At 63.8% G+C, this 21897-nt stretch carries 23 protein-coding genes, 2 tRNA genes and 2 pseudogenes; 10 read left to right on the forward strand and 17 right to left on the reverse strand.

Features of this window, described 5'->3' with window-relative positions:
• Nucleotides 1–245: 245 nt before the first annotated feature.
• From E1H16_RS15175 to E1H16_RS15185, 3 genes and pseudogenes are all read left to right on the forward strand, one after another.
• Nucleotides 246–482 carry a hypothetical protein gene (locus tag E1H16_RS15175; RefSeq protein WP_134324746.1) on the forward strand — a complete coding sequence of 79 codons (237 nt, stop codon included), beginning with the start codon at nucleotides 246–248 and terminating at the stop codon, nucleotides 480–482.
• A 5-nt stretch (nucleotides 483–487) separates the two neighbouring features.
• Entirely contained in the window at nucleotides 488–736 is a 249-nt protein-coding gene (locus E1H16_RS15180; protein WP_134324747.1) for a hypothetical protein, read from the forward strand.
• A 127-nt stretch (nucleotides 737–863) separates the two neighbouring features.
• Nucleotides 864–1361: pseudogene (locus E1H16_RS15185) on the forward strand (IS256 family transposase); the annotation flags it as partial.
• 126 nt (nucleotides 1362–1487) lie between these two features.
• Here the strand turns inward: E1H16_RS15185 and E1H16_RS15190 are convergent.
• Nucleotides 1488–1560 (reverse strand) — tRNA-Lys (locus E1H16_RS15190).
• 120 nt (nucleotides 1561–1680) lie between these two features.
• Here E1H16_RS15190 and E1H16_RS15195 point away from each other — a divergent pair.
• Entirely contained in the window at nucleotides 1681–3207 is a 1527-nt protein-coding gene (locus E1H16_RS15195) for a carboxyl transferase domain-containing protein (protein ID WP_134324748.1), read from the forward strand.
• Nucleotides 3208–3214: 7 nt separating this feature from the next.
• Here E1H16_RS15195 and E1H16_RS15200 read toward each other — a convergent pair whose 3' ends face one another.
• The 3 genes from E1H16_RS15200 to E1H16_RS15210 all read right to left on the reverse strand — a co-directional run bounded on the left by E1H16_RS15200 (nucleotide 3215) and on the right by E1H16_RS15210 (nucleotide 5148).
• Complete coding sequence (locus tag E1H16_RS15200) at nucleotides 3215–3508, reverse strand: metal-sensitive transcriptional regulator (RefSeq protein ID WP_134324749.1); 294 nt, start codon at nucleotides 3506–3508, stop codon at nucleotides 3215–3217.
• Between the two features lie 46 nt (nucleotides 3509–3554).
• Nucleotides 3555–3842: a DUF3618 domain-containing protein gene (locus E1H16_RS15205; protein ID WP_134324750.1), complete on the reverse strand. Its 288-nt coding sequence runs from the start codon at nucleotides 3840–3842 to the stop codon at nucleotides 3555–3557.
• A 70-nt stretch (nucleotides 3843–3912) separates the two neighbouring features.
• Nucleotides 3913–5148, reverse strand: a complete 1236-nt coding sequence (locus E1H16_RS15210) for a Dyp-type peroxidase (RefSeq protein ID WP_134324751.1) — start codon at nucleotides 5146–5148, stop codon at nucleotides 3913–3915.
• A 144-nt stretch (nucleotides 5149–5292) separates the two neighbouring features.
• On the opposite strand from E1H16_RS15210, the gene bcp reads away from it, so the two are divergent.
• Nucleotides 5293–5769, forward strand: a complete 477-nt coding sequence (bcp, locus tag E1H16_RS15215; RefSeq protein ID WP_134324752.1) for a thioredoxin-dependent thiol peroxidase — start codon at nucleotides 5293–5295, stop codon at nucleotides 5767–5769.
• 186 nt (nucleotides 5770–5955) lie between these two features.
• On the opposite strand, the gene ggt is transcribed toward bcp, so the two are convergent.
• The 9 genes from ggt to E1H16_RS15260 form a co-directional block, all read right to left on the reverse strand.
• A complete protein-coding gene (gene ggt / locus E1H16_RS15220) occupies nucleotides 5956–7578 on the reverse strand; it encodes a gamma-glutamyltransferase (RefSeq protein ID WP_134324753.1) in 1623 nt (540 codons plus the stop codon).
• Between the two features lie 198 nt (nucleotides 7579–7776).
• Nucleotides 7777–7850 (reverse strand) — tRNA-Leu (locus tag E1H16_RS15225).
• Between the two features lie 41 nt (nucleotides 7851–7891).
• Entirely contained in the window at nucleotides 7892–8359 is a 468-nt protein-coding gene (locus tag E1H16_RS15230) for a hypothetical protein (RefSeq protein WP_134324754.1), read from the reverse strand.
• A gap of 492 nt (nucleotides 8360–8851) precedes the next feature.
• Complete coding sequence (locus E1H16_RS15235; RefSeq protein WP_134324755.1) at nucleotides 8852–10225, reverse strand: MFS transporter; 1374 nt, start codon at nucleotides 10223–10225, stop codon at nucleotides 8852–8854.
• Nucleotides 10226–10294: 69 nt separating this feature from the next.
• The gene (gene rdgB / locus E1H16_RS15240; RefSeq protein WP_134324756.1) at nucleotides 10295–10888 is read right to left on the reverse strand and encodes an RdgB/HAM1 family non-canonical purine NTP pyrophosphatase; all 594 of its coding nucleotides are present in this window, start codon (nucleotides 10886–10888) and stop codon (nucleotides 10295–10297) included.
• Nucleotides 10885–11619, reverse strand: coding sequence for a ribonuclease PH (gene rph, locus E1H16_RS15245; protein WP_134324757.1), 735 nt, complete (start codon nucleotides 11617–11619; stop codon nucleotides 10885–10887). Before rph ends, rdgB begins: the two co-directional genes overlap by 4 nt.
• A complete protein-coding gene (locus E1H16_RS15250) occupies nucleotides 11616–13028 on the reverse strand; it encodes an MFS transporter (protein ID WP_134324758.1) in 1413 nt (470 codons plus the stop codon). The genes rph and E1H16_RS15250 overlap by 4 nt, the downstream gene beginning before the upstream one ends.
• Nucleotides 13021–13830, reverse strand: coding sequence for a glutamate racemase (gene murI / locus E1H16_RS15255; RefSeq protein ID WP_134324759.1), 810 nt, complete (start codon nucleotides 13828–13830; stop codon nucleotides 13021–13023). The genes E1H16_RS15250 and murI overlap by 8 nt, the downstream gene beginning before the upstream one ends.
• A gap of 10 nt (nucleotides 13831–13840) precedes the next feature.
• Nucleotides 13841–14503: a rhomboid family intramembrane serine protease gene (locus E1H16_RS15260; protein ID WP_134324760.1), complete on the reverse strand. Its 663-nt coding sequence runs from the start codon at nucleotides 14501–14503 to the stop codon at nucleotides 13841–13843.
• Nucleotides 14504–14566: 63 nt separating this feature from the next.
• Here E1H16_RS15260 and E1H16_RS15265 point away from each other — a divergent pair, with 63 nt between their 5' ends.
• Entirely contained in the window at nucleotides 14567–14914 is a 348-nt protein-coding gene (locus tag E1H16_RS15265) for a hypothetical protein (protein WP_134324761.1), read from the forward strand.
• Here the strand turns inward: E1H16_RS15265 and E1H16_RS15270 are convergent.
• Together E1H16_RS15270 and clpS are read right to left on the reverse strand one after the other, a co-directional pair.
• Nucleotides 14889–15491, reverse strand: a complete 603-nt coding sequence (locus E1H16_RS15270) for a DUF2017 family protein (RefSeq protein ID WP_134324762.1) — start codon at nucleotides 15489–15491, stop codon at nucleotides 14889–14891. The two genes, E1H16_RS15265 and E1H16_RS15270, sit on opposite strands and share 26 nt — an antisense overlap.
• Nucleotides 15491–15793 (reverse strand): ATP-dependent Clp protease adapter ClpS, encoded by a 303-nt coding sequence (gene clpS, locus E1H16_RS15275; protein WP_134324763.1) that lies wholly within the window; start codon nucleotides 15791–15793, stop codon nucleotides 15491–15493. Before clpS ends, E1H16_RS15270 begins: the two co-directional genes overlap by 1 nt.
• A 175-nt stretch (nucleotides 15794–15968) precedes the next feature.
• Here clpS and E1H16_RS15280 point away from each other — a divergent pair, with 175 nt between their 5' ends.
• Genes E1H16_RS15280 through E1H16_RS15295 form a run of 4 tightly spaced genes read left to right on the forward strand, consistent with a single transcriptional unit; the run spans nucleotide 15969 to nucleotide 20645 of the window.
• Nucleotides 15969–17432, forward strand: a complete 1464-nt coding sequence (locus tag E1H16_RS15280) for a basic amino acid/polyamine antiporter (RefSeq protein ID WP_134324764.1) — start codon at nucleotides 15969–15971, stop codon at nucleotides 17430–17432.
• A gap of 44 nt (nucleotides 17433–17476) precedes the next feature.
• Entirely contained in the window at nucleotides 17477–18724 is a 1248-nt protein-coding gene (gene arcA, locus E1H16_RS15285; RefSeq protein ID WP_134324765.1) for an arginine deiminase, read from the forward strand.
• A 48-nt stretch (nucleotides 18725–18772) separates the two neighbouring features.
• Entirely contained in the window at nucleotides 18773–20074 is a 1302-nt protein-coding gene (locus E1H16_RS15290; RefSeq protein WP_134324766.1) for a nicotinate phosphoribosyltransferase, read from the forward strand.
• 1 nt (nucleotide 20075) lies between these two features.
• Nucleotides 20076–20645 (forward strand): isochorismatase family protein, encoded by a 570-nt coding sequence (locus tag E1H16_RS15295; protein WP_134324767.1) that lies wholly within the window; start codon nucleotides 20076–20078, stop codon nucleotides 20643–20645.
• Here the strand turns inward: E1H16_RS15295 and serB are convergent, their stop codons facing one another.
• Nucleotides 20646–21539, reverse strand: a complete 894-nt coding sequence (gene serB, locus E1H16_RS15300; RefSeq protein WP_134324768.1) for a phosphoserine phosphatase SerB — start codon at nucleotides 21537–21539, stop codon at nucleotides 20646–20648.
• 70 nt (nucleotides 21540–21609) lie between these two features.
• Nucleotides 21610–21897, reverse strand: a pseudogene (locus tag E1H16_RS15305) (hypothetical protein); the annotation flags it as partial.

Genomic DNA, 21897 nt, shown 5'->3' on the forward strand with positions numbered 1-21897 from the left:
CTTTGCGCCATCAGGGACTCGAACCCCGAACCCGCTGATTAAGAGTCAGCTGCTCTGCCAACTCCTTGGCGGTGATCTAGGGCCGACTGGCCCTATAACCAGACACTAGCCATTGGGCGCTGGCGAGAACTCACGCGCCTAGCCGATAGTCACATAATGTCGACCGTCGCGAGTTCGCGAAAGGGCGCGCGTCGCCCCGTCAGGGTTTACTTGACAGGCTATCGATGTCAGGATACCCTTGACACATGGAGATCAGGACGTCAGCACGTAAACACAACGTAGCGGACGCCGACATCCTCCACGCGTGGACCAACGCAATCCGGTACGTCGAATACGAATACAACGGCGAGGATCGACTACTCATCATCGGCCCCGCCGCCGACGGCGCGCTCCTCGAACTCGTCGCCGTTCCGGTCGATGCACCCGCGCGGATCATCCACGCCGACAACCTCCGCCCGAAGTTCTACAACTACTTGAGGTGATACCTATGACAACCAAGACCAAAGACTCGACCGGACTCGATCGCCTCGACCCGGCCACGCACCCAGCGCGCGACGCAAAGCACTTCCGCGCGATCATCGCAGCCAACGACAACGTGGAAACCGCGCGGCGCGAACTCGCCGACGCGGTCAGCGCCGCGCGAGACGCAGGCAACTCGTGGACCGTCATTGGCGCGGCACTTGGCATCAGCCGACAAGCCGCACAAGAACGCTTCAGCAAATCAGCACGCCGATAGCGCCCGACCCCTAGAAACACGAATAACGCCCCGGACCTCGAAAGGTCCGGGGCGATCCCCATTTAGGCATACAGCGCGTTCAGCAGCGCGAACAGCGCCGACAGGACCGACACGCCGCCAACCACTATGGCAACCACCGCGCCCCCGCGAACTGCAACGCCGACATGCTCGGCCGCGCCGCTTCGAGCGTCGCCACCCGCTTGTCTGCACCTGGTGGTACACCCACCGCGATCTACGCACCACCCGAGGCATGTTCCGTCGCCTCATCCGCGAACAACACCTGTTCACCTGGATCGACCCAGAGATCACCGGCACCGGAGCGCCGCTGCCGCGTACCACCTCGCCGCTGGAAGGCGGACCGAACAAGGCCCTTAAAGACCTCTTCCGCGCCCACCGCGGACTACCCGCCGAACACGCCCGACGCGCCGCCGAATGGCTGCTCAACAGCTTCACCGCGCAACCGCGCGACCCCTGGAGCCTCGCCCTACCAAAGCACTACCAGCCGACCAAAACCCCAGCGCCCGTCGTCATAGATGACCCCATCGGACCAACCTTCGGGACCAGTTTCAGTTGGGAAGACGGCAACGGCATCCAACACGGCTGGGCCGGACGATCACACCAATAGAACCAGCCAACACGCCGACAGCCATACACACATTTTGGCCATTAACCCCCAACAGACAAGGGTCGCCAGAATCGAGTAAAGCCTCAGTCGAAACTCTAGTGTCGACTGAGGCTATACGGACTACTGTGCGCCATCAGGGACTCGAACCCCGAACCCGCTGATTAAGAGTCAGCTGCTCTGCCAATTGAGCTAATGGCGCGTACTCGTTCTCACAAGCAACAGCGTAGAACTTTACCAGCCGATCCCCTAGCAAGGAAGGTCGAAGGTTGACGCTGGGGTGTGATGACGGCCGCAGCGTAAGAGGGTGAAGATGGTCGGTATGACTGACGCCGCCAACTCCCGCCCGCCCCGACTCTCTGCGCGCGAGTTAATCGAACTCACGCTGGACGAAGGGTCGTTCATTTCCTGGGACTCCCCCTTGGTCTATCCGCAGGACGCCGCGCCGGGCGCTTCCGAAGAGTACGTCGAACAGCTCATCGCTGCGTCGGAGAAGGCTGGCACAGATGAGTCGGTAATCTCGGGCGAGGGCAAGCTATCCGGTCGCCGCATCGCGATCCTCGCCAGCGAGTTTCGATTCCTCGCAGGCTCGATCGGCAAGAATGCTGCCGACCGCATCGTCGCGACGGTACGACGCGCAACCGCCGAGGGGCTCCCCCTGGTGGCCGCGCCGAGCTCCGGGGGCACCCGGATGCAGGAGGGCACGCCGGCATTCCTGCAAATGATCGACATTTCAAAGGCCGTCACCGCACACAAGGCCGCGGGCTTGTCGTATCTGGTCTACCTGCGCCACCCCACCACCGGCGGCGTGATGGCGTCCTGGGGGTCACTGGGCCAGGTGACGGCCGCCGAACCTAAGGCGATGCTCGGTTTCCTCGGACCTCGCGTGTTCGAGGCCATCTACGACGAGGAATTTCCCGAGGGCGTTCAAGTCTCCGAGAACCTGTATCAGCGCGGGATTATCGACGCCGTCGTCACGCCGCAGCAGGTGGGCAAACTGCTCGATAAGGTCCTGCGGATCACGTCGCCGGCCGAGGGACCGATCGAGGTGCCGCGCCCGCAACTGACCACACAGGATGCGAGCCGGATGCCCGACGTCGATGTGTGGCAGTCGGTATTGGCCTCGCGCCGCACGGAACGTCCTGGGGTGCGAGACTTGCTGCGGATCGCCGCGAACGATGTGATTCCGTTGAATGGCACAGGTCAGGGCGAGCGCGACCCGGGTCTGCTGCTGGCGTTGGCCCGGTTCAACTCGTACGCGTGCGTCGTACTCGGGCAGGACCGGCGGATGCAGAACGCGAAGCACCAACTCGGCCCGGAAGGTTTACGAGTGGCCAGGCGCGGTATGCAGTTAGCCACAGAATTAGGTTTGCCACTGGTGACCGTCATCGACACGCCGGGCGCAGCACTGTCGGCCGAGGCGGAGAACGGTGGCTTGGCGGGTGAGATCGCGCGTTGTTTGGCCGACCTCTCCACGGTCCGCACGCCGACAGTGGCGATCATGATGGGTCAAGGGACCGGGGGTGCCGCGTTGGCTCTGCTGCCGAGCGACCGGGTAATAGCCGCACAGCATTCGTGGCTTTCTCCGCTTCCCCCCGAGGGCGCTAGCGCCATCATCCACCGCACGGTTGACCGCGCCGACGAAATGGCGCGATCTCAGCAGATCTCATGCAAGCAGATGCTCGCGGCGGGCACCATTCACACGGTGGTGCTGGAGGATCCGGACGCAGCCGACGAGCCCATCGAGTTCTGCAACCGGTTATCGCAAACACTGCAGGCTGAACTATCGACCCTTACCCGCCGTCCGTTGCAAGCATTGCTGACCGCGCGCGGGGTGCCCTGGGCGTAACCGACTGTCAGGATTTCACGAGTCGCGCGATGGCGGCGCTGGCCTCGGCGATCTTTTCGTCGGCGGACTCGCCGCCTTCGGCGACGGCGTGCCGAACGCAGTGCCCCAGATGTTCGTCGAGAAGTCCGAGGGCGACCGACTGCAGTGCCTTGGTCGCGGCGGATACCTGCGTCAGTACGTCGATGCAGTAGGTGTCTTCCTCGACCATCCGCGCGATACCGCGCACCTGGCCCTCGATCCGGCGGAGGCGCTTGAGGATCGCGTCTTTGTCGTCGCTATAACCTGGCGCTGCGTGTTCCATAACCATATGGTACCCCTAGGGGGTATTTGCAGCCAAGGTTGTTTCGTTAGTTGTCCAGCAGTCCATAGCGAGTGAGCAGTTCCAGGTCGCGCTCGCGCTTGTTGCGCTTACTGAGGGCGACTCGGCGACCGATCAACAGCACGAGCAATGCGCCGGCACCGGCGATGACCGCTTTGCCTTTCGGTGATTCAAAAAACCCCTGAACCTGTTCCTTGCCGCTGTCAACGAGACGCTTTGGATTCACACGCACCGCTATCTGGTCCAGCGTGCCCGCAAGTGCATCACGAGTCCGGTCGATGTCGCGCTGAATGTCGGCGGGTGTGCGCTCGGCCACGAGTGGCTCCTCCGGTCGGTGACATGGTCCTCGCCGATCGTATCGCCCATACGCCTCGCGCGCGCGAGGATCATCCAGCCGCGTCGATCAGGGCGGCGCCGAGATACTCACCTTTCGCCGGCCCGGGGAACGAAAAATAGAACCCGCCGCCGTGCGTGATGACGAATTGTTCGAGCGGTTCACCCTTGAGGCGCGCCTGCGCCTCCAGGAACGCTTGCATGGTTCGCTGGTAACTGACGAAGAACAGTCCCTGGTCCAGTTGGCCGTTGGCGTCGATGCCCCGCTCGTAACTCATTGATCGCCGCAGCATCAACAGGGCCTCGCCGTCCCGCGGGTTGGCCAGGCGAATATGCGCGGTCAGCGGAATCTTCTGTCCTGCTGTGTCTTTGGGGTAGACCGGGACGTCGGATTCGACCTTGCCATCCAGTGGCGCGCCCGTCACTTTCGTCCGACCGAACACCTTCTCTTGATGATCGAGGGTCTGTGCGTCCCAGTCCTCGACAATCATGCGCAGCGTTCGCGCCGCGAGATAGGTGCCGCCGGCACACCACTCGGGCTCGCCGTCCTCGGCGCCCGCGCTCCACACCACGTCGTTCATCAGATCGTCGAGGGTTGGGTCCGGGTTCGCTGTGCCGTCTTTGAAGCCCATCAGATTACGCGTGGAGGTCACGTCGGGGGCCTCGGTGGTATCGGGCCGGGCGAACACGTCGAGCATCCAGCGCGCTGTAGCCGCACCGGTGAGATCTCGCAGGATCCGGCGTACGGCGTTGGTGACGGTGTCGCGGTTCGGGGCCTGTAACACCAGCAAGAGGTCCCCATGGGTGCGCGCAGGGTCGAGTTCGTCGCGCGCCAGACCGTCCGGCATCGGAACCAGCGCAGCCGGTTTGAGTTTTGCCAGCCCGAATCTGTCGTCGAACAGCGATGCGCCAGCGCTCAGGGTTCCGCTGGTGAGTTTGCCCGGCACACCGACGACGATCCCGGCGTCCTCGGGAACCGCTAGGAGCTCCTCTGGCTCGGGCGGGTCGTGCTGGGTCAGGGCTTCGATATTCGCCGAGATCGAGGTCAAGACGCCGACGAGGCCGTCACGGTCGCTCGCGGTGACATCCAGCGCGATCGCTGTCGCATACTCGGCCGTCGGTGCAATGATGCCCATCTGGTGAGTTCCGTAGAACGGCTGCGCGGGCGTGGGCTTCGGCGCGCTATCTGCGGTGGATTGGTCATCGCACCCCGCCAACACAGCCCCTGCGGCGAGGGTTCCGACCGCGGCGCCCGCGCCGCCGAGGAATCGTCGCCTGCTTACCTTCACGGTCGTCTCCCTGGTCCTTCGCTGATTGCGTCCACGAGGATAGTCAGTCTGATGCGCGGTTCAGTTCCCCGAGCGTGACTGCTGGCAGCGTGATTTGTCGCTAGCATGGCTCCGACCGCGAAGGCGAGCTAAAGGAGCAGCACGATGACCGAGACCGCCCGTCTGCAGCCTGGGGACGCCGCACCAGCATTTACGCTCACCGATGATGCAGGCGCCCAGGTCTCACTCAGCGACTTCGCCGGAGCGCCCGTCATCGTCTACTTCTACCCCGCCGCGCTGACCCCTGGCTGCACGAAGCAGGCCTGCGACTTCACGTCCTCGTACGACGACCTGAAGGGTGCGGGATATCGCGTGATCGGCATCTCGCCGGACAAGCCAGCGAAGCTGGCTAAGTTCCGTGAGAAGGAATCGCTGTCAATCACGCTGCTCAGCGATCCAGACAAGCAAGTCGCGACGGCGTACGGCGCGTACGGCGAGAAGAAGCTGTACGGCAGAGTCTCCGTCGGCATCATCCGATCAACGTTCGTGATCGACTCCGACGGCAAGGTCGCCGAAGCGCAGTACAACGTGAAGGCCACCGGCCACGTCGATCGCCTGATCAAGAAACTCGACCTCGGTTAACGTGCTCCACAGCGGGCTCCACATCAGAACTGGTTGGCGAGCCCGGCTAATTAGGCGTCGCGGCTAATTGGAGGTTCGGCCTGTGAGGGCCTCCCGTGCGCTCGTGCCCCGCTCCGGTCGACCACCGGATACAACGGCTCGGCCTGTCGGCCGGACGCGAAAGTTCGACGTGACGGCCCGAGGTTGTTAGTTCGAGGTCATCGCAGCGAGGCCATCGGTCGCGGGGTCGGCTCCCCCATCAAGCGCGCCGTCCGCGCCGATCCGGATTGCGTGCACCCAGGCAAACTTGAACGCTTTGGAGTACCGCCGCGTGTTGTAGCCGAGTTGCTGCAGGCCACGTTCAGTGGATCGGCGAATCAAGTTGGTGAGTTCAATCGTCTCCGATGTGGCGGAGAACCGCGGCGCGGTGATCGCTTCTTGTGCTGACATCCCGAATTCCAACACATTCAGCATCACCTGGAGGTTCCCCATCGTGATGTAAGTGGCGCCAGGTGCGCCGAGAACGAGGTAGGGCCGATCGCCACGAAAGACCATCGTCGGCGAAAGCGCGGAGAAACGTGCTTTGCCCGGCGCGAGCGATCCGGGTCTGCCCGGACGCGGATCGAACACCATCATCGCGCCGTTGTACATGAACCCGAGGTCGGGCGTGACGACCCCGGATGGCTGCCCGAGCGTATGGGTCATCGTGACGCAGTTGTCGTGTTCGTCGACAACGGTCACCTGAGTCGTGTGCTTACTTTCGCCGTTACCTCCGCTATTGAATCGAGGAACCGCGGCCCTTTCGCCGCGGCGAATCTGCTCGGCCTTTGCCGCGGCGTACTCCTTAGAGGTCAACTCCTCCACCGGCACATCGACAAACCGCGGATCACCGACTTTCGCATCCTTGTCGGCGGTCGCGATTTTCATTGCTTCGGCGACCACGCGGACGTAGTCGACGCTGTTGTGCCCCATCGACTTCAGGTCAAAGTTCTCCAATATATTCAGCATCTCGATCAATTGGATGCCTCCGCCGGGCGGATTATTGGTCGCGATCCGAAAGCCGCGGTAGTCACCGCATAGGGGCGCGTTGTCCTCGGGAGCGCACTGCTGCAGATCTTCGGCGCTGATCAGTCCGCCGTTCGCCTGCATGTCCGCGACAATCCGCTGCGCGATGTCGCCACTGTAGAAGTCATCGACGCCGTGGTCGCGAATCCGGCGCAGTACGGCGCCCATATCTGGGTTACGTAAAACGTCGCCAATGTCGAGGGTCGAACCGTCGTCCTTGCAATAGATTGCCCGCGCGGCAGGGTTCTTGGTCACCAACCCAATGTTCGACTCACGACCGGCGACGGGAGGCTCATGCCAGAATTCCCACATGTGCGGACGGACGGCGTACCCATCCTCGCAGTAAGCAATCGCGGGGTCGAGCAAGTCGCCGAACGAGCGCGTGCCCCAACGTTCGAGGGCGGTGCTCAACGCTACGAGCGTGCGCGGTGTGCTGATCGCGCCGTACCCCTTCTCGTTTACCCGACCCTCGAGTATGAAGCCCCACCCGTCTTCGGCCTCACGGACGATCAGGTCCTGCCACATGTCCTCTCGGACGGCTGCCGGCGAACGCCCGTGAAAGTCAAGCGTGGTGTGCACCCCGTGCTGGGGCAGATATACATGCATCGTCCCGAAGCCCGCTATACCGCACATCTGGGGATCGACGGCAGTCTGCACTAGCGCTGTCGCCACTGCCGCATCGACGGCATTACCGCCTGCTTCGAGCACCTCAAGCCCGGCCTCTACTGCCTCTGGCTGGGGTGCGCTGATCATTCCCCGAGTCATGGATCGACGTCCTCTCGACGGCAAGCGTTAGCGATCACACGCCGTCATTCAACCGCTTGAGGCCCACCGGCGGCAAGGGGACGCCAGCCAATCAGGATCAGGTGAAACGACGCCGCCGGCAATCGCGTGCGGCGCGACTGATCAATGCCCCGTTCCTCGACGCGCTTCGACGTCCGCAGAACGGGCGGGATGAAAGAGTAGGGCCGGAGAGACTCGAACTCTCACTGGCACGGACCTAAACCGTGTGCCTCTGCCAATTGGGCTACGGCCCCACACCCACCTCAGGTGGGCCGATTCATGTTACTCCGTCCCGTTAGTACTTTCGGGAGAGGACCCCGATAGCGCCGGCGACGACCGGGAGCGTGCCGACCGCGAATATCCATACCGCAGGCTGAACGTCGTAATCGCTATCAATGGAGATGCTGACGATCAGGATGATCAGTGCCACTAGGAAGCCGAGGATCGCGGCGCCCAACGCCGTCGCACCCAGCCCGCGACCTGCATCTCGCGCGATCATCTGAATAACCGACAGAAGAACCGTGATGCCACTGGTCAGCAATACCACGACCAGCCCGATCATCAGCAATGTGCCGGTGGTCGTCCATGCTGGGTCGCCCTGCATCGCCTTGGCATACCTGAACGCCGCAAGCTCTCGGTTAGCGAACGTCCCTGACGGGCTCCAGCGCATCGTCACAGACACTATGACCACGATCAGGCCGATCACGGTCAGGAAACTGCCAATCGGACGCACTCGTGCGAGTTGTCCGGAAGGCGTGCTCATCGGCGGCGGTTGCGGACCAACCCAAGGTTGAGGTCCAGCGGATGATGGTCCCGCGAGCGGTGCACCCACAGGCGGTGGGCCCGAAGGCGGCGTGGTCTGCGGCGGCCGCGTGGGCGGTAGGGAGTCCCCGGTGGGTGGGGCCTCGCCAGCGCGTGGGGCCCCACCAGCGTGCGGGGCCCCACCAGCGTGTGGGGAGTCGCCGGTCTGTGGAGCACCAGTCGGTGCAGTTGGGTCTGTCATCGCTTCCTTTCAACCACGTCAGTTCCGTTCGACAGAATCTGTGTCACTACTTTTCTAAAGAGCTCACTACTTTCTAAAGAGCACGTGGATTGGGCCGATATCGACCGGCACGGATGAGAAGCAAAAGCAGCATCGCTGCCAGCGATACCCGCCGAACCGATCCGATCGGCTTGGACGCACGACCATACGTCGAGGACTCACGTCCTCCGCATTCGGCCAGCGTATCGAGCAGCCCACCCAGGCACAATGAAGTTAACGCTGGTCGAGTGACCGGTCGAGCAGCGTCGCGGCGATCACCAGAACCGCGGCCCCGGCGAGGATCCATCCGATCAGATGGAGCCCGGCATCGGTGGCCTGCGATCCAAAGGCCAGCGCAATGACGCCAGATCCGATGATCGCGCCGATGTACTGCGCTGAACGCGACAAGCCCGATGCCATCCCTATCTGCGCGGGTGGCGCCTGTATGTAGATCGCCAACTGATTAGCGATTCCAGCCAGCCCGGCGGACGGCGCGAACGCCAGGCACAGCAATCCGTACACCCATATTGGCGACGATCCTGTCACCACAACCATCATTGCGGCGCCGACGAGCATCCCGATCGCGCCAATCAACAGCGGCGGGCGGATCACCGTGTACCGCGCCCCTATGAGGGACAACATTGCGCCGACGCCAAAGATCAGCAGCAACAGCAGTCCGGATTCGCTGGCGCTCAACCCACGGGATTCCTCGAACCATTGCGAAAGGGAGAACATCGCGCCGTACAGCACCACGAACCCAAACACGACCCGCACGTAGGTCAGCAGCAACGGCGCGTTCGATGACAGCATCCGCACATCGATGAACGGGGCTAAATGGCGGCGCTCATATCCGATCAGTCCGCCCACTAGCCCGACGGCCAGCACGAGCAGCCACCACGGCGGCGAGCTCAGGTTCATCAGGAACACCAGCAGCGCGACGATCGCGCCCGAGAACAGCACGATCCCGCCGCTGTCGAGTCGACCGCGCTCGCCGGGGCTCCGCGCACCGTCGCGCGGCGCGAAGCGCATCACCATGAAAACGCTCAGTAAGGCAATCGGCAGATTAATGATGAAGATCCACGGCCAGCCGATCGACTCGACGAACAGCCCGGCCAGCAGCGGACCAATCGTCAGCGTGGTCAGTGACGCCGTCGATAACAACCCAAGGACACGGTTGGGCGGCGGCAGGCCGAGCGAGTCCGCGCGTTGGCGGACCATCGCCATCGCCGCCGGGTACACCGCACCGGTTCCGGCACCGAGCACGGCGCGCAACGCGACCAGTCCCCACAAGTCACGCACGAAGATCCCGCCGAAGCCACCGAGTGCGACCAACACGCTGCCGGCGACGAACACCTTCCGCGGGCCGATCCGATCCGCGAGCTGTCCGGACACCGGCTGGCTGATCGCGCTGGTGAGGTACAGCACCGATATCAGCCACACGGTGCGGTCGGCACCGACCTCCAGATCACGACCGATCGAAACAACGGCAGTCGCCACCATGGTGGAGTTGATCGGATTGAGCGCGGAGCCCAGACACAACGGCGCCACAAACCGCCACCCGAACGCCCGCCGCTGGGCATCGGCGTCCGGCACGGCTGGCTTCGGCATGCCCACAGTCCACCAGAGACTAGTTAGCGCCGCAAACCAATCTCAATTGCTGTGCCGCGCGGCTGAGCGCTACAGGTAGTGCGCGATCTGTGCAGCGAGGGCACGCATAGCCTTACCACGATGGCTGATCGCGTCCTTCTCCGCTGGGCTCAGCTCGGCCGCCGTCAACCTCTGCCCGTCCGGCAGGAACAGCGGATCGTAACCGAACCCACCCTCGCCAGCAGGCTGTCGCAGCAGCCGACCGCGCATTTCCCCGCGCACCACAATCTCCCGGCCAGAGGCGTCGACGTACGCGGCCGCACACGCAAAGTGCGCGGCAAGCCGCGAGTCCGGCACATCCTTCAATTGCGCGAGCAGCAGATCATTGTTCGCTTGGTCGTCGCCATGGCGACCAGACCACCGGGCTGAAAAGATCCCCGGCATACCGTTCAGGGCGTCCACGCATATCCCCGAGTCATCGGCGATAGTGGGCAGTCCTGTCTGTCGCACGGCCTCCCGCGCCTTCAACAGCGCGTTCGCCTCGAATGTCGCGCCGTCTTCGGGCAACTCCTCGTACGCCGGGACGTCGTCCAAGCCGATCACCTCGACGCCCGTGGCCGCGACGATGCGGCGTAACTCGGCAAGCTTCTTGGCGTTGCGCGAAGCCAACAACAAGCGGGTCACGAGGTCAACGCCGCCTGTTGCTTCACAGTCAGTTCCGCGCACCCGGCGAGCGCGAGGTCGATGAGCGCATCGAGTTCGGTCCGGCTGAACGGGGCACCTTCAGCTGTCCCTTGCACCTCGACCAGTTGGCCATCACCCGTCGCGACGACGTTCATATCCGTCTCGGCGCGGGAGTCCTCTTCATAGTGCAGATCCAGACGTGGCTCGCCGTCGATGATGCCGACCGAGACCGCTGACACGGAGCCGGTCAACGCGACATCCTTGGCCAGTGCCCCACGCTCACGCAGATACTGCACCGCGTCGGCGAGCGCGACATATGCGCCCGTGATCGCCGCAGTACGCGTCCCACCGTCCGCCTGCAAAACATCGCAATCGATCTCGATCATGTTCTCACCGAGCGCCGACAGGTCGATGCAGGCGCGCAACGCCCGACCGATCAGCCTCGAGATCTCATGGGTGCGCCCGCCGATCTTGCCCTTGACCGACTCGCGTCCTGAGCGGGTGTGCGTGGCACGCGGCAGCATGGCGTACTCGGCAGTCACCCAGCCGAGCCCGGACCCACGGCGCCACTTGGGCACGCCCTGAGTCACCGACGCCGCAACCAGGACGCGCGTGCGACCGAACTCCACCAGCACCGACCCTTCGGCGTGATCGAGCCAGTTACGGGTAATGCGGACCTCGCGCAGTTGGTCTGCACTCCGTCCATCACTGCGGGGCTGAGAGATCGTCATATCTGCCAATCTGGTTCGTCATCGTTCGGGTTCCGCCCGCTCGAGGCTACCGGCGGCGGTGAGCCGGCATCCGGGCCGGTGCGCCGAGCGCGGTATCGGTCCCAGTCACGGCGTAGCGCCGAACGCAGCGGCGGCACCACGGTGCCTTCGGCCGCGAGTAGTCGGCGTGTGCGGTTGCGGTTCCGCAGGATCATCACGACGCCGACGGTCCACATCACGTACTGGAACGCAAAAGCCCACTTGAACGCGCCGAGCGAGTACTGCCCGTGCCCGTCCTCAAAGACGTCGAGGATCAGCCCCATCACAAACATGGTGATCAGCGCCGCAACGAACCCGCCGACATTCACGATTCCGGTCGCCGTCCCGAGGCGACTGCTGGGGTTGTAGGTACGGGCGAAGTCGAAGCCGACCATCGACCCGGGCCCGCCGATCGAGATCAACACCATCAACAGCGCGATCGTCCACGGCGGTGAGGCTCCTGGCCATGCCAGCACGAGGGTCCACGCTCCGGCCGCCAACCCGGCGCAGGTCAGCACGAGGACAGAGCGCCGCAGCGGGTGCCGCGACACCAGCCGACCCATCACCGGCGCGGCGATCAGGGTGACGGCGACGTTGATGGTCAGCATGAAACTCGCCAACTGCTGACTGAACTGAAGGCCCTCGGTCATGAACGGATAGCCCCACAGCATCGAGAACGTCGTGACGCTGAAAGGGGTGACGAAGTGGGTCCAGAACCCAAGCCGAGTGCCAGGATGTCGCCACGCACTGGCGATCTGACGTCCGATGTCCCCCGGACGTAACTGCTGCACCTGCCCGGCGGGCTTGTCGCCGCCGCGGAAAAACGCGATCGTCAGTACGGCGGCGAGGACGCCGAAAGCCGCCACGACCGAGAAACTCTGCGTCCAGGTTGCCACGCCGAGCAACGCGGCGAACGGGATCGCGGACATCAGTTGTCCGACCTGTCCGAGCATGCCGGTCAGTTGGGTCATATGCGGCACCAGGCGGGCCGCGAACAGTTCGGCGACCTTGCGCAGCACGCACGCGAAGATCAGTGCGTCGCCGGCGCCGATAAGCACGCGGGCCAGTAATGCCGGCGTCAGTGCTGTGGCGAGGGCAAGCCATGCTTGCCCGAGCGCCATCAGCACCGTTCCGGTGATCACTAGGCGCCGCGGACCGTACCGGTCGATCATCACGCCCACCGGGATCTGCATCCCGGCGTACACCAGCAACTGCACGACGGTGAAACTGGCGATATCGGACGCCGACGCGCTGAAACGCTCGGCTGCGGGAACGGCGGCGACACCGAACGACGTGCGGTTGAACACCGCAACGATGTACGCGAAGATTCCTGCCGTGTAGCAAATCCAGGCGGCGCGGCTAGTCTTCTGCCGCACCGATTCCTCAGCCATAGGCAGATTCCACGCTGCCAATCAACGGTCCGAGGAAACGCCTGCCCAACTCCAGGAACTGATCAAGATCGCCGGTCGCTAGGTACTGACGCGTACCCACGCCTTCGCGTTCGGCGTACAAGTCGCGCGCAAGCAATTCGCGGTACAGGTCCTTCGCCGTCTCCTCCGCCGATGAGACCAGAGTGACCTGCTCCCCCATCACCACACCGAGCGCGCCAGTCAGCATCGGATAGTGCGTACATCCGAGCACCAGTGTGTCTACGCCGGCATCCTGTAACGGTTGCACGTACGCCTGCGCGAGCCCCATGATCTGACGGCCGTTGGTGATGCCGCGCTCGACGAAGTCGACGAAACGGGGGCACGCCGCGCCGGATAGATCCACCTGAGGCGCCGCGGCAAACGCATCGTCGTACGCGCGACTCGCGATTGTCGCAGACGTGCCGATCACGCCGATCCGGTTGTTGCGGGTCGCTGCGAGGGCGCGGCGCACCGCCGGTTGAATGACCTCCACGACCGGTACGTCGTACCGTTCCCTGGCGTCGCGCAGGCACGCGGCGCTCGCGGAGTTGCACGCGATGACGAGCGCCTTTACGCCTCGCTCTACGAGGATGTCCAGGCATTGCAGCGCGTACTGGCGAATCTCGGCGATGGAGCGTGAGCCGTACGGCACATGAGCGGTATCGCCCAGATAGATCAGGGACTCCGCCGGGAGTTGATCCATGATGGCTCGCGCCACCGTCAGCCCGCCGGCACCGGAGTCGAATACGCCGATTGGGGCTGCGGAGTCTGGGGCGTTGGGCACGCCAACCAGATTAAGACAGATTCAATGTCGCGGGAGCCTGAGTGCTCTTCTTGGACTGTGGCTTCTGTCGGCTTGAACGGGACAGCAGCCAGGCCATCGCGATTCCGCCGATCGCACCGCCGAGGTGGCCCTGCCAGGAGATGCCCGCCTCGCCCGGGATGACGCCCCACAAGATGCTTCCATAGAGCACCAGCACCACGACGCTGATCAGGATCTGCCCGAAATTACGGGTAAACACTCCGCGCGCCAACAGGTAGGTCAACAGACCAAACACCCAACCGCTGGCGCCGACGATCACCTGGGTTCCCGACCCGAAAGTCAGCGCCCAGGCGAACACTCCCGAGGCTACGATGATCCCGATACTGGCGAGCGCGAACTCTTTGAGTCCCGCAATCGCGGTGAGGAAGCCAAGCACAAAGAACGGGATCGCATTGGACCACAGGTGCGCGAACCCGTGGTGCAGGAACGGGGCACTGAAGATCCCCGGCAGGCCGTCGAGCTCTTGCGCGTGAATGCCCCACATGTCCAGGTTCGCCGGTACCGCGGCATCCACGAGCTCCAGCACGATCATCAGTAGCAACAGCGAGCCAACCGTGATGAGCGCGGGCAGTGGCCCGGACAGACGTTCGTTGAGGGAGCGTTTAGCGACGGGAGCTTGCGTGGGCTGGCTCATGCCCTCCATGATGCCCGAGGAAACGCAGACCTGCCGCCTCGCCGCGCGTAGACTCAGCGCGCTATGGCTTTCACCCTCGTTGTGCTCACCGTCGTGATCGGTCTGCCTGGGATTGTCCTGGGGGCACTTACGGTGCGCGTCTGGAACGAGATCTACGACCCTGACTACTTCCGTGACACCGTGCAGCAAGGCGCCGTCGCTTTTCTGAAGCTCGGGCTGCTACTGCTCCTGATCACCTTGGCGGTGATCGCCGTGGCCGCGGGCATTATCGCGCACCGCGACGGCTCCTCGCCACAGTTTGGTGTCTGGTTTTGCGCCGTCGCGTCATGGCTGATGAGCGTCGGATTCATTCGGGTCTGGCTGCGCCTACGACGGGCCAAATCCGCTAAAGCTGCGGATCGATCTCCATGATCGCCTCCAGCAGTTCCTCCTGCATACCGCCGGTCCAGAAATAGATCGCCAGGGTCTGGTCGTGTTCAGTGAGGATCTCCCTCGGGTATTCGGTGTCCTCGGTGACTTCCAATCGAGCGCCCAGGCTGAGCCGGACGTCGTTGATCGCCCGCAATAGCCGGTTCGCGTCCTCGAGCCCCATGCGGGCAGTCTCGTCGGCGACGAGTTCGCCGGCACGAACGGCGTCGACAAGTTTCGCCTCGCGCAAATCTGGTTCGGTCAGTCGCCGGAATTCGATGGCGCTGTCACCGGCCTGAGCCGAGAAATCGCGGCGTCCCGAGGGCAATAGCCGCGCTATCGCCGGATCTTCCGGTGGCGGCAGCGGGCTGGACTGATGCTCCAAAGCGGCGAGCAGCGACTCGGCGTCGTCCCCGTGAGGTGCACTTACGGTGCCCGACTGTCCAACCTCGGCGGCGCGTTCGAGCAGAATCGCGCGGACCTGGCGGAAGAAGCCAGTCAATAGTTCGCGTTCGACGTCCCGCAACCGCATCTCGATCGCTTCATCGGAGCGGATGAAGTGCCGACTGTCCGTAGCCATCAGGCGGGCTGGAACGTAGCCCACAGGCCCATTGCCTGTAGCCGCGCGGTGTCGGTCTCCATCGCTTCTTTGCCTCCGGTGCGCACGACTGCCTTGCCCTCGTGGTGCACATCAAGCATCAGTTTCGTAGCACGTGCGTCGTCGTACCCGAACAGTTTCTTGAAGACGTAAGTCACGTAGGTCATCAGGTTGACGGGGTCATTCCAGACGATCGTGACCCACTGGTCCGCGGACTCGTGAGACTGTTCGGTCTCCTGCGGGCGCTGCTGTGGACGGGCCGTCCGCATCTGGGGCACAGTCATGTCTCTATTCTCCCAGATCAGGCCATCGGGCGCGCGTTGAAACTCGCCGCACTGACGCAACCCACATGGAACGAGAAGTCTCGATTCAGTCTTGCGACGGGCGTAGTGACTGACGCTATTGTGACGCAGAACGCTGAATCGACCCGAACCGGCTGCTGCGTCACTGAGGGGCACGATGTCCGCGACCACAGGCGACGCATTAGCCGCTGACGAAAACAAGAAACCGGTCGTCAAACTTTCGATGCTGGCGATGACCGGCATGGTCGTTGGTTCCATGGTCGGCGCCGGGGTCTTCTCCTTGCCCGGCCGGTTCGCCCGCGAGACGGGCGTCGCGGGCGCACTCATTGCCTGGCTCATCGCTGGCGCCGGGATGCTGATGCTGGCTTTCGTGTTCCAGCTGTTGGCCGTACGCAAACCGAAGCTGGACGCTGGCGTGTACGCCTACGCGAAGGCTGGTTTCGGGGACTATCTCGGATTCTTTTCCGGCGTCGGCTACTGGGCCAGCGCATGCGCAGGCAACACCTTCTATTGGGTGTTCATCATGTCCACGTTGACTGGCCTCGGCGTGGGTGGGCTCGATGACGGCGACACCGTGCTCGCGGTCCTCATCTCATCTGCCGGGCTGTGGGCGTTCTACGCGCTGATTCGACGCGGCGTGCAGGGCGCGGCGTTCATCAACACCATCGTCACCATCGCAAAACTCATCCCGATCGTGTTCTTCGTAATCCTGTGCGCGACCGTGTTCGACCCTGCCGCGTTCGCGGAAAACTGGGGCGGCGCGGACTACGCGGGATCCCTCTTCGAACAGATCCGCGGCACGATGCTTGTCACCGTGTTCGTGTTCCTCGGCGTCGAAGGCGCCAGCGTGTACTCCCGGCATGCGAAGAATCGCGCGGACGTCGGCCGCGCAACGATCCTCGGATTTTTGTCCGTCTTCGCGGTGTTTGCCTCGGTCACCATCGTGTCGTACGGCGTCATGCCGATGGCCGAGATCGCTCAGCTTCAGCAGCCCTCGATGGCGGGCGTGCTCGAACACGCGGTCGGTACCCGGGGCCGCTGGTTCGTCAGCATCGGTCTGATCGTCTCGGTGTTGGGGGCATACCTGGCCTGGTCACTGATGTCCGCAGAGGTGCTGAGCGTCGCTGCCGAAGAGAACGACATGCCGAGGTTCCTAGGCAAACTCAACCGACACGGTGTGCCGAGCAACGCGGTGCTGCTGTCCTCGTCCTTCGTGCAGGTCCTACTGCTGGTGATGCTTCTGGCCGAGGATGCGCTCGACCTCGCCCTCGATCTGACCAGTTCCCTGACCCTCATTCCGTTCCTCCTCGCGGCCCTGTACGCAGTGAAACTGGTGGTGACCCGGGACGGTTATGACCTCGAGCCCGCGGGTATCAAGCGGGACCGGATAGTCGCGTTCCTCGCCGTCATTTATTCGGTCTTCCTCATCTTCGCCGCAGGGGTGGAGTTCCTGCTGCTGTCGTTCGTCATCTACGCCCCAGCAACCGTGTTGTTCGTGATGGCCAGGCGCGAGCAACAGCGACGAGTGTTCGCGCGGCACGAGGCCGCTATCTTCGCCGTCGCGATCGTGGTGGCAGTAATCGCAGTGATCGCGTTAGCGAGCGGCTGGATCGCAATCTAGCCAGGTATCGCAACTTCATCCGTGGATTCAGAAAGGTAGTGATCATGACCGCATCCGTGGCTCACGGCGTCCACTCCGAGGTCGGCCAACTGCGCAAAGTGCTGGTCTGCGAACCGCGACTCGCGCACCAACGACTCACGCCTTCGAACTGCGACGACCTGCTGTTCGATGACGTGATGTGGGTCGAGAACGGTCGTCGAGACCACGCCGACTTCGTGGCGAACCTGCGCTCGCACGGCGTGGAGGTGCTCGAATTGCACGATCTGCTCGCCGAGACCATGGCTATCCCCGGCGCCAAGCCGTGGCTGCTCGAACGCAAGGTCGTCGAAAACGAGGTCGGGCCGGGATTGGTGGATGCGACGCGCGAATTTCTCTCGTCGTTACCGCAAGACCGGCTCGCTGAACTGCTGATCGGCGGTATGGCTACCACCGACCTACCTGCTGAATTCCAGACGGACGCCGTACTCCTGGCCCGCGATTCGCAGGGAGTGAACGAGTACCTGATGCCGCCGCTGCCGAACACGCTGTACACCCGCGACACCACGTGCTGGATATACGGCGGCGTGACTCTCAATCCGCTGCATTGGTCTGCCCGCCGCGACGAGACCCTACTGATGAAGGCGATCTATCAGTTCCACCCACAGTTCGCGGATGCGACCGTGTGGTGGGGAGATCCCGAGCGCGCATGGGGTCAAGCGACGGTCGAGGGCGGCGACGTCATGCCGGTGGGCAACGGTGTCGTACTTATCGGCATGAGTGAGCGCACGTCGCGGCAGGGCATTACCCAACTGGCGGCCGCGCTCTTCGCTGCGGGTGCCGCGAGCGAGATCGTTCTCGCGGGAATGCCGCGGTTGCGGTCTGCGATGCACCTGGACACCGTATTCACGTTCGTTGATCGCGATGTCGTCACGCTGTACCCGCGGATCGTCGACGCCATCCGGTCGTTCTCCCTGGTTCCCTCTGATAAGGATCCTGGCTTCGACGTCATCGACCATGGCTCGAAACCGTTCGTATCTGTCGTTGCCCGGGCCCTCGGCCTGGATGGCCTGCGGGTCGTCGAAACTGCCGGCGACCATTACGAATCGGAACGGCAGCAATGGGACTCTGGCAATAACGCGGTCGCACTCCGCCCGGGCGTGGTCTACACCTATGACCGGAATACGGCGACGAACGAACAGTTACAGAAGGCCGGGATCGAGGTCATTCCGATCGTCGGTGCCGAATTGGGTCGTGGCCGCGGCGGCGGGCATTGCATGACCTGTCCGATCGCGCGGGACGCCGTCGAATTCTGATCTCCGGTCCGTATTGGCAGGCGGCGTACACGTTTTAGGATCGTGGCCATGACCTCGACGTGCACACCATCAAGCACTGCCTTCTTCACCGACCAGTACGAGGTCACGATGCTCGCGGCAGGGCTGCGCGACGGCACCGCGCACCGGCCGTGTGTGTTCGAGGCGTTTGCCCGACGCTTGCCAGAGGGACGCCGGTACGGCGTTGTGGGCGGCACCGGTCGCCTCATCGACGCGATCGAACGATTCCGTTTCGATGACGAGCAGCTGCGGTTCCTGCGCGAGAACGCGGTCGTTGACGAACAGACCGTGGATTGGTTGGCGAATTACCGATTCTCTGGGGACGTCATCGGCTATCGCGAGGGCGAAATCTACTTCCCTGAGTCGCCTGTGCTCACCGTGCGCGCGTCGTTCGCCGAGGGCGTGATCCTAGAAACGTTGATCCTGTCGATCCTCAATCATGATTCCGCGATCGCGAGTGCGGGCGCGCGGATGGTGAGCGTGGCGGCCGGCCGCCCATGCATCGAGATGGGCTCGCGGCGTACGCACGAAGACGCCGCTACCGCTGCCGCGCGTGCGGCGTACCTGGTTGGATTCGCCTCGACGTCCAACTTGGCCGCTGGTCTGCGGTACGGCGTACCGACTGCCGGAACGGCCGCACATTCGTGGACGTTGCTGCACGACAACGAACTCGACGCATTCACTGCGCAGGTACGCACCCTCGGCGCAGATACCTCACTGCTGGTCGACACATACGACGTAATGGAAGGCATCCGCAACGCGGTACGCGCTGCCGGGACCGAACTCGGCGCGATCCGGCTGGATTCTGGCGACCTTGGCGGCCTTGCCCGTGAGGCACGGGATCTGCTGGACTCGCTCGGTGCGACCGAGACCCGCATCATCGTCACCAGCGACCTCGACGAATATGCGATCGCAGGGCTACGGGCTGCACCCGTGGATGGGTACGGGGTTGGCACACAGTTGGTGACCGGCTCGGGCGCGCCCACCGCCGGCATGGTCTACAAGTTGGTCGAGCAGAACGGTACGGCGGTCGCGAAGAAGTCGAGTGGAAAGGGCTCGGTGGGTGGTGCAAAGCGCGCGGTCCGCCGGTACGACGGCGACGGGAAGATGACCGCCGAAGAGGTGGTCATCAGCGGGGTTCCCACGATCGGGTCGCGCGATCGAGATCTGCAGGTGCCGTTCATTCTCGACGGCACCCTCCAGCCTCGGCATAGCCTGATCGAGAGCCGCGATTACCACCGTGAAGCGATGAGCACCCTGCCCCGCGAGGCGCACAAACTGTTGCGCGGCCAACCGGTGCTCGATGTAGATGTCCACCGAGCGGAGTCTTGATATGAACACGCAGAATACGACCGGCCTGATCATCGTCGATGTGCAGAACGACTTCTGCGAAGGCGGTGCGTTGGCAGTAACCGGCGGCACCCAGGTAGCGCGGGATGTGAACGGCCTCGTCGCGAATGCTGGCTATGCCCACGTCGTCGCAACCCGCGATGCGCACATCGACCCGGGCTCCCACTTCAGCGACAGTCCGGATTTCGTCGACACCTGGCCGCGGCACTGCGTCGTCGGTACCCACGGCGCGTCGTTCCACCCCGATCTGGTGACCGACCCGATCGAAGCGACCTTTGACAAAGGCGCGTACGAGGCGGCGTACTCCGGGTTCGAGGGCGCCGACGAGAGCGGCGCCTCGTTGGCGCAGTGGCTGCGTACGGCCGGATGCGACGCCGTGGACATCGTGGGAATCGCCACCGATCACTGTGTGCGCGCCACCGCACTCGACGCGGCCGCGGCGGGTTTTCGCACTCAAGTGTTGGTCGACTACACGGCGGGCGTAGCACCAGATTCCACCCGCAGCGCGCTGGCCGAGATGGCAGCGGCGGGGATCGACGTCGTCGGCGGCTGACTACTCGCTGAGGAACTCGTCGCGCTGGATGCCCAGTAGCAGCAGCGCGTCCGATAGTCGCGGCGTGTTCAGGGTTGCCGGCGCCTCGAGTTGCACGATCGGTTTGGCGTTGAAGGCGATGCCTATTCCGGCGGCAGCGATCATGTCCAGATCGTTCGCGCCGTCGCCGATAGCGACGGTCTCGGGTACGACGATCCCATTGCGCTCGGCGAGTACGCGCAGGTTCCGCGCCTTCTCGGCACGGTCGACGATACGTCCGGTGACGCGACCCGTCAGGTGTCCGTCACGCACCTCAAGCGTGTTCGCAGCCGCGAAATCGAGCCCGATATCGTCGGCCAGCGGGTCGAGGATCTGGGTGAATCCGCCGGAGACGGCACCGATGAGGGCGCCTCGATCCTGCAACGTGGCGATGAGGGTGCGCGCGCCATCGGACAGCCTGAGTGATGCTCTGACTTCGTCGAGTACGGCGGTGGGCAAACCGGCGAGCGTCGCTACGCGCTCGTGCAAACTTTCTCGGAAGTCCAACTCGCCACGCATGGCGCGTTCGGTGACGGCGGCGACCTGCTCCCCCTTGCCCACGTGCGCGGCCAACGAGTCGATCACCTCACCGGCAACGAGGGTCGAATCGACGTCCATCAACAGCAGCCGACGCGCTGGCCGCTGACCATCAGTCGTTGCCTCGACACAGACATCGACGCCATCGAGGACAGTGCGTAATTCCCGTCGAGCGTCGGCGGCGTCCATGCCCTCGATGCGCATCTCGAGGGCGGCTGGTGAATCGCTCAAGGTTCGGAGCGCGGCAATCTCGCCACCCGCGAGGTCGATGGCGCGCTCGGCGGCGATGAGGGCAGGCTGCTCCAGCGACTCGGCGAGCAGGACGGCGTAACAGGTCATGTCGGCTCCTACACAGGGCAGTGAAACGCTTATGGCCGCCCCGAAGGACGGCCATAAGTCGAACTATCGATTACCCGTGTTTCGGGTTCTGCGGATCGTGGTCATCGCCCGGGTGCGACGCGGCGGCGGTTGAAACTTCGCCGTTCGCCTTGCGTGCGGCGATACGTGCCTCCGCGTGCGCGCGGTGTTTCTTGGAGCCGCCGTGTGCTTCGAGTTCCATTCGTTCGAGCATGTGCGGGTAGTGCAACTCAAACGCCGGACGCTCTGAACGGATCCGCGGTAGCGACAGGAAGTTGTGCCGCGGCGGCGGGGACGTCGTTGCCCATTCCAGCGAGTTGCCGAAACCCCACGGGTCATC

This window comes from Cumulibacter soli (genome assembly GCF_004382795.1).
In the GTDB taxonomy this organism is placed as follows: domain Bacteria; phylum Actinomycetota; class Actinomycetes; order Mycobacteriales; family Antricoccaceae; genus Cumulibacter; species Cumulibacter soli.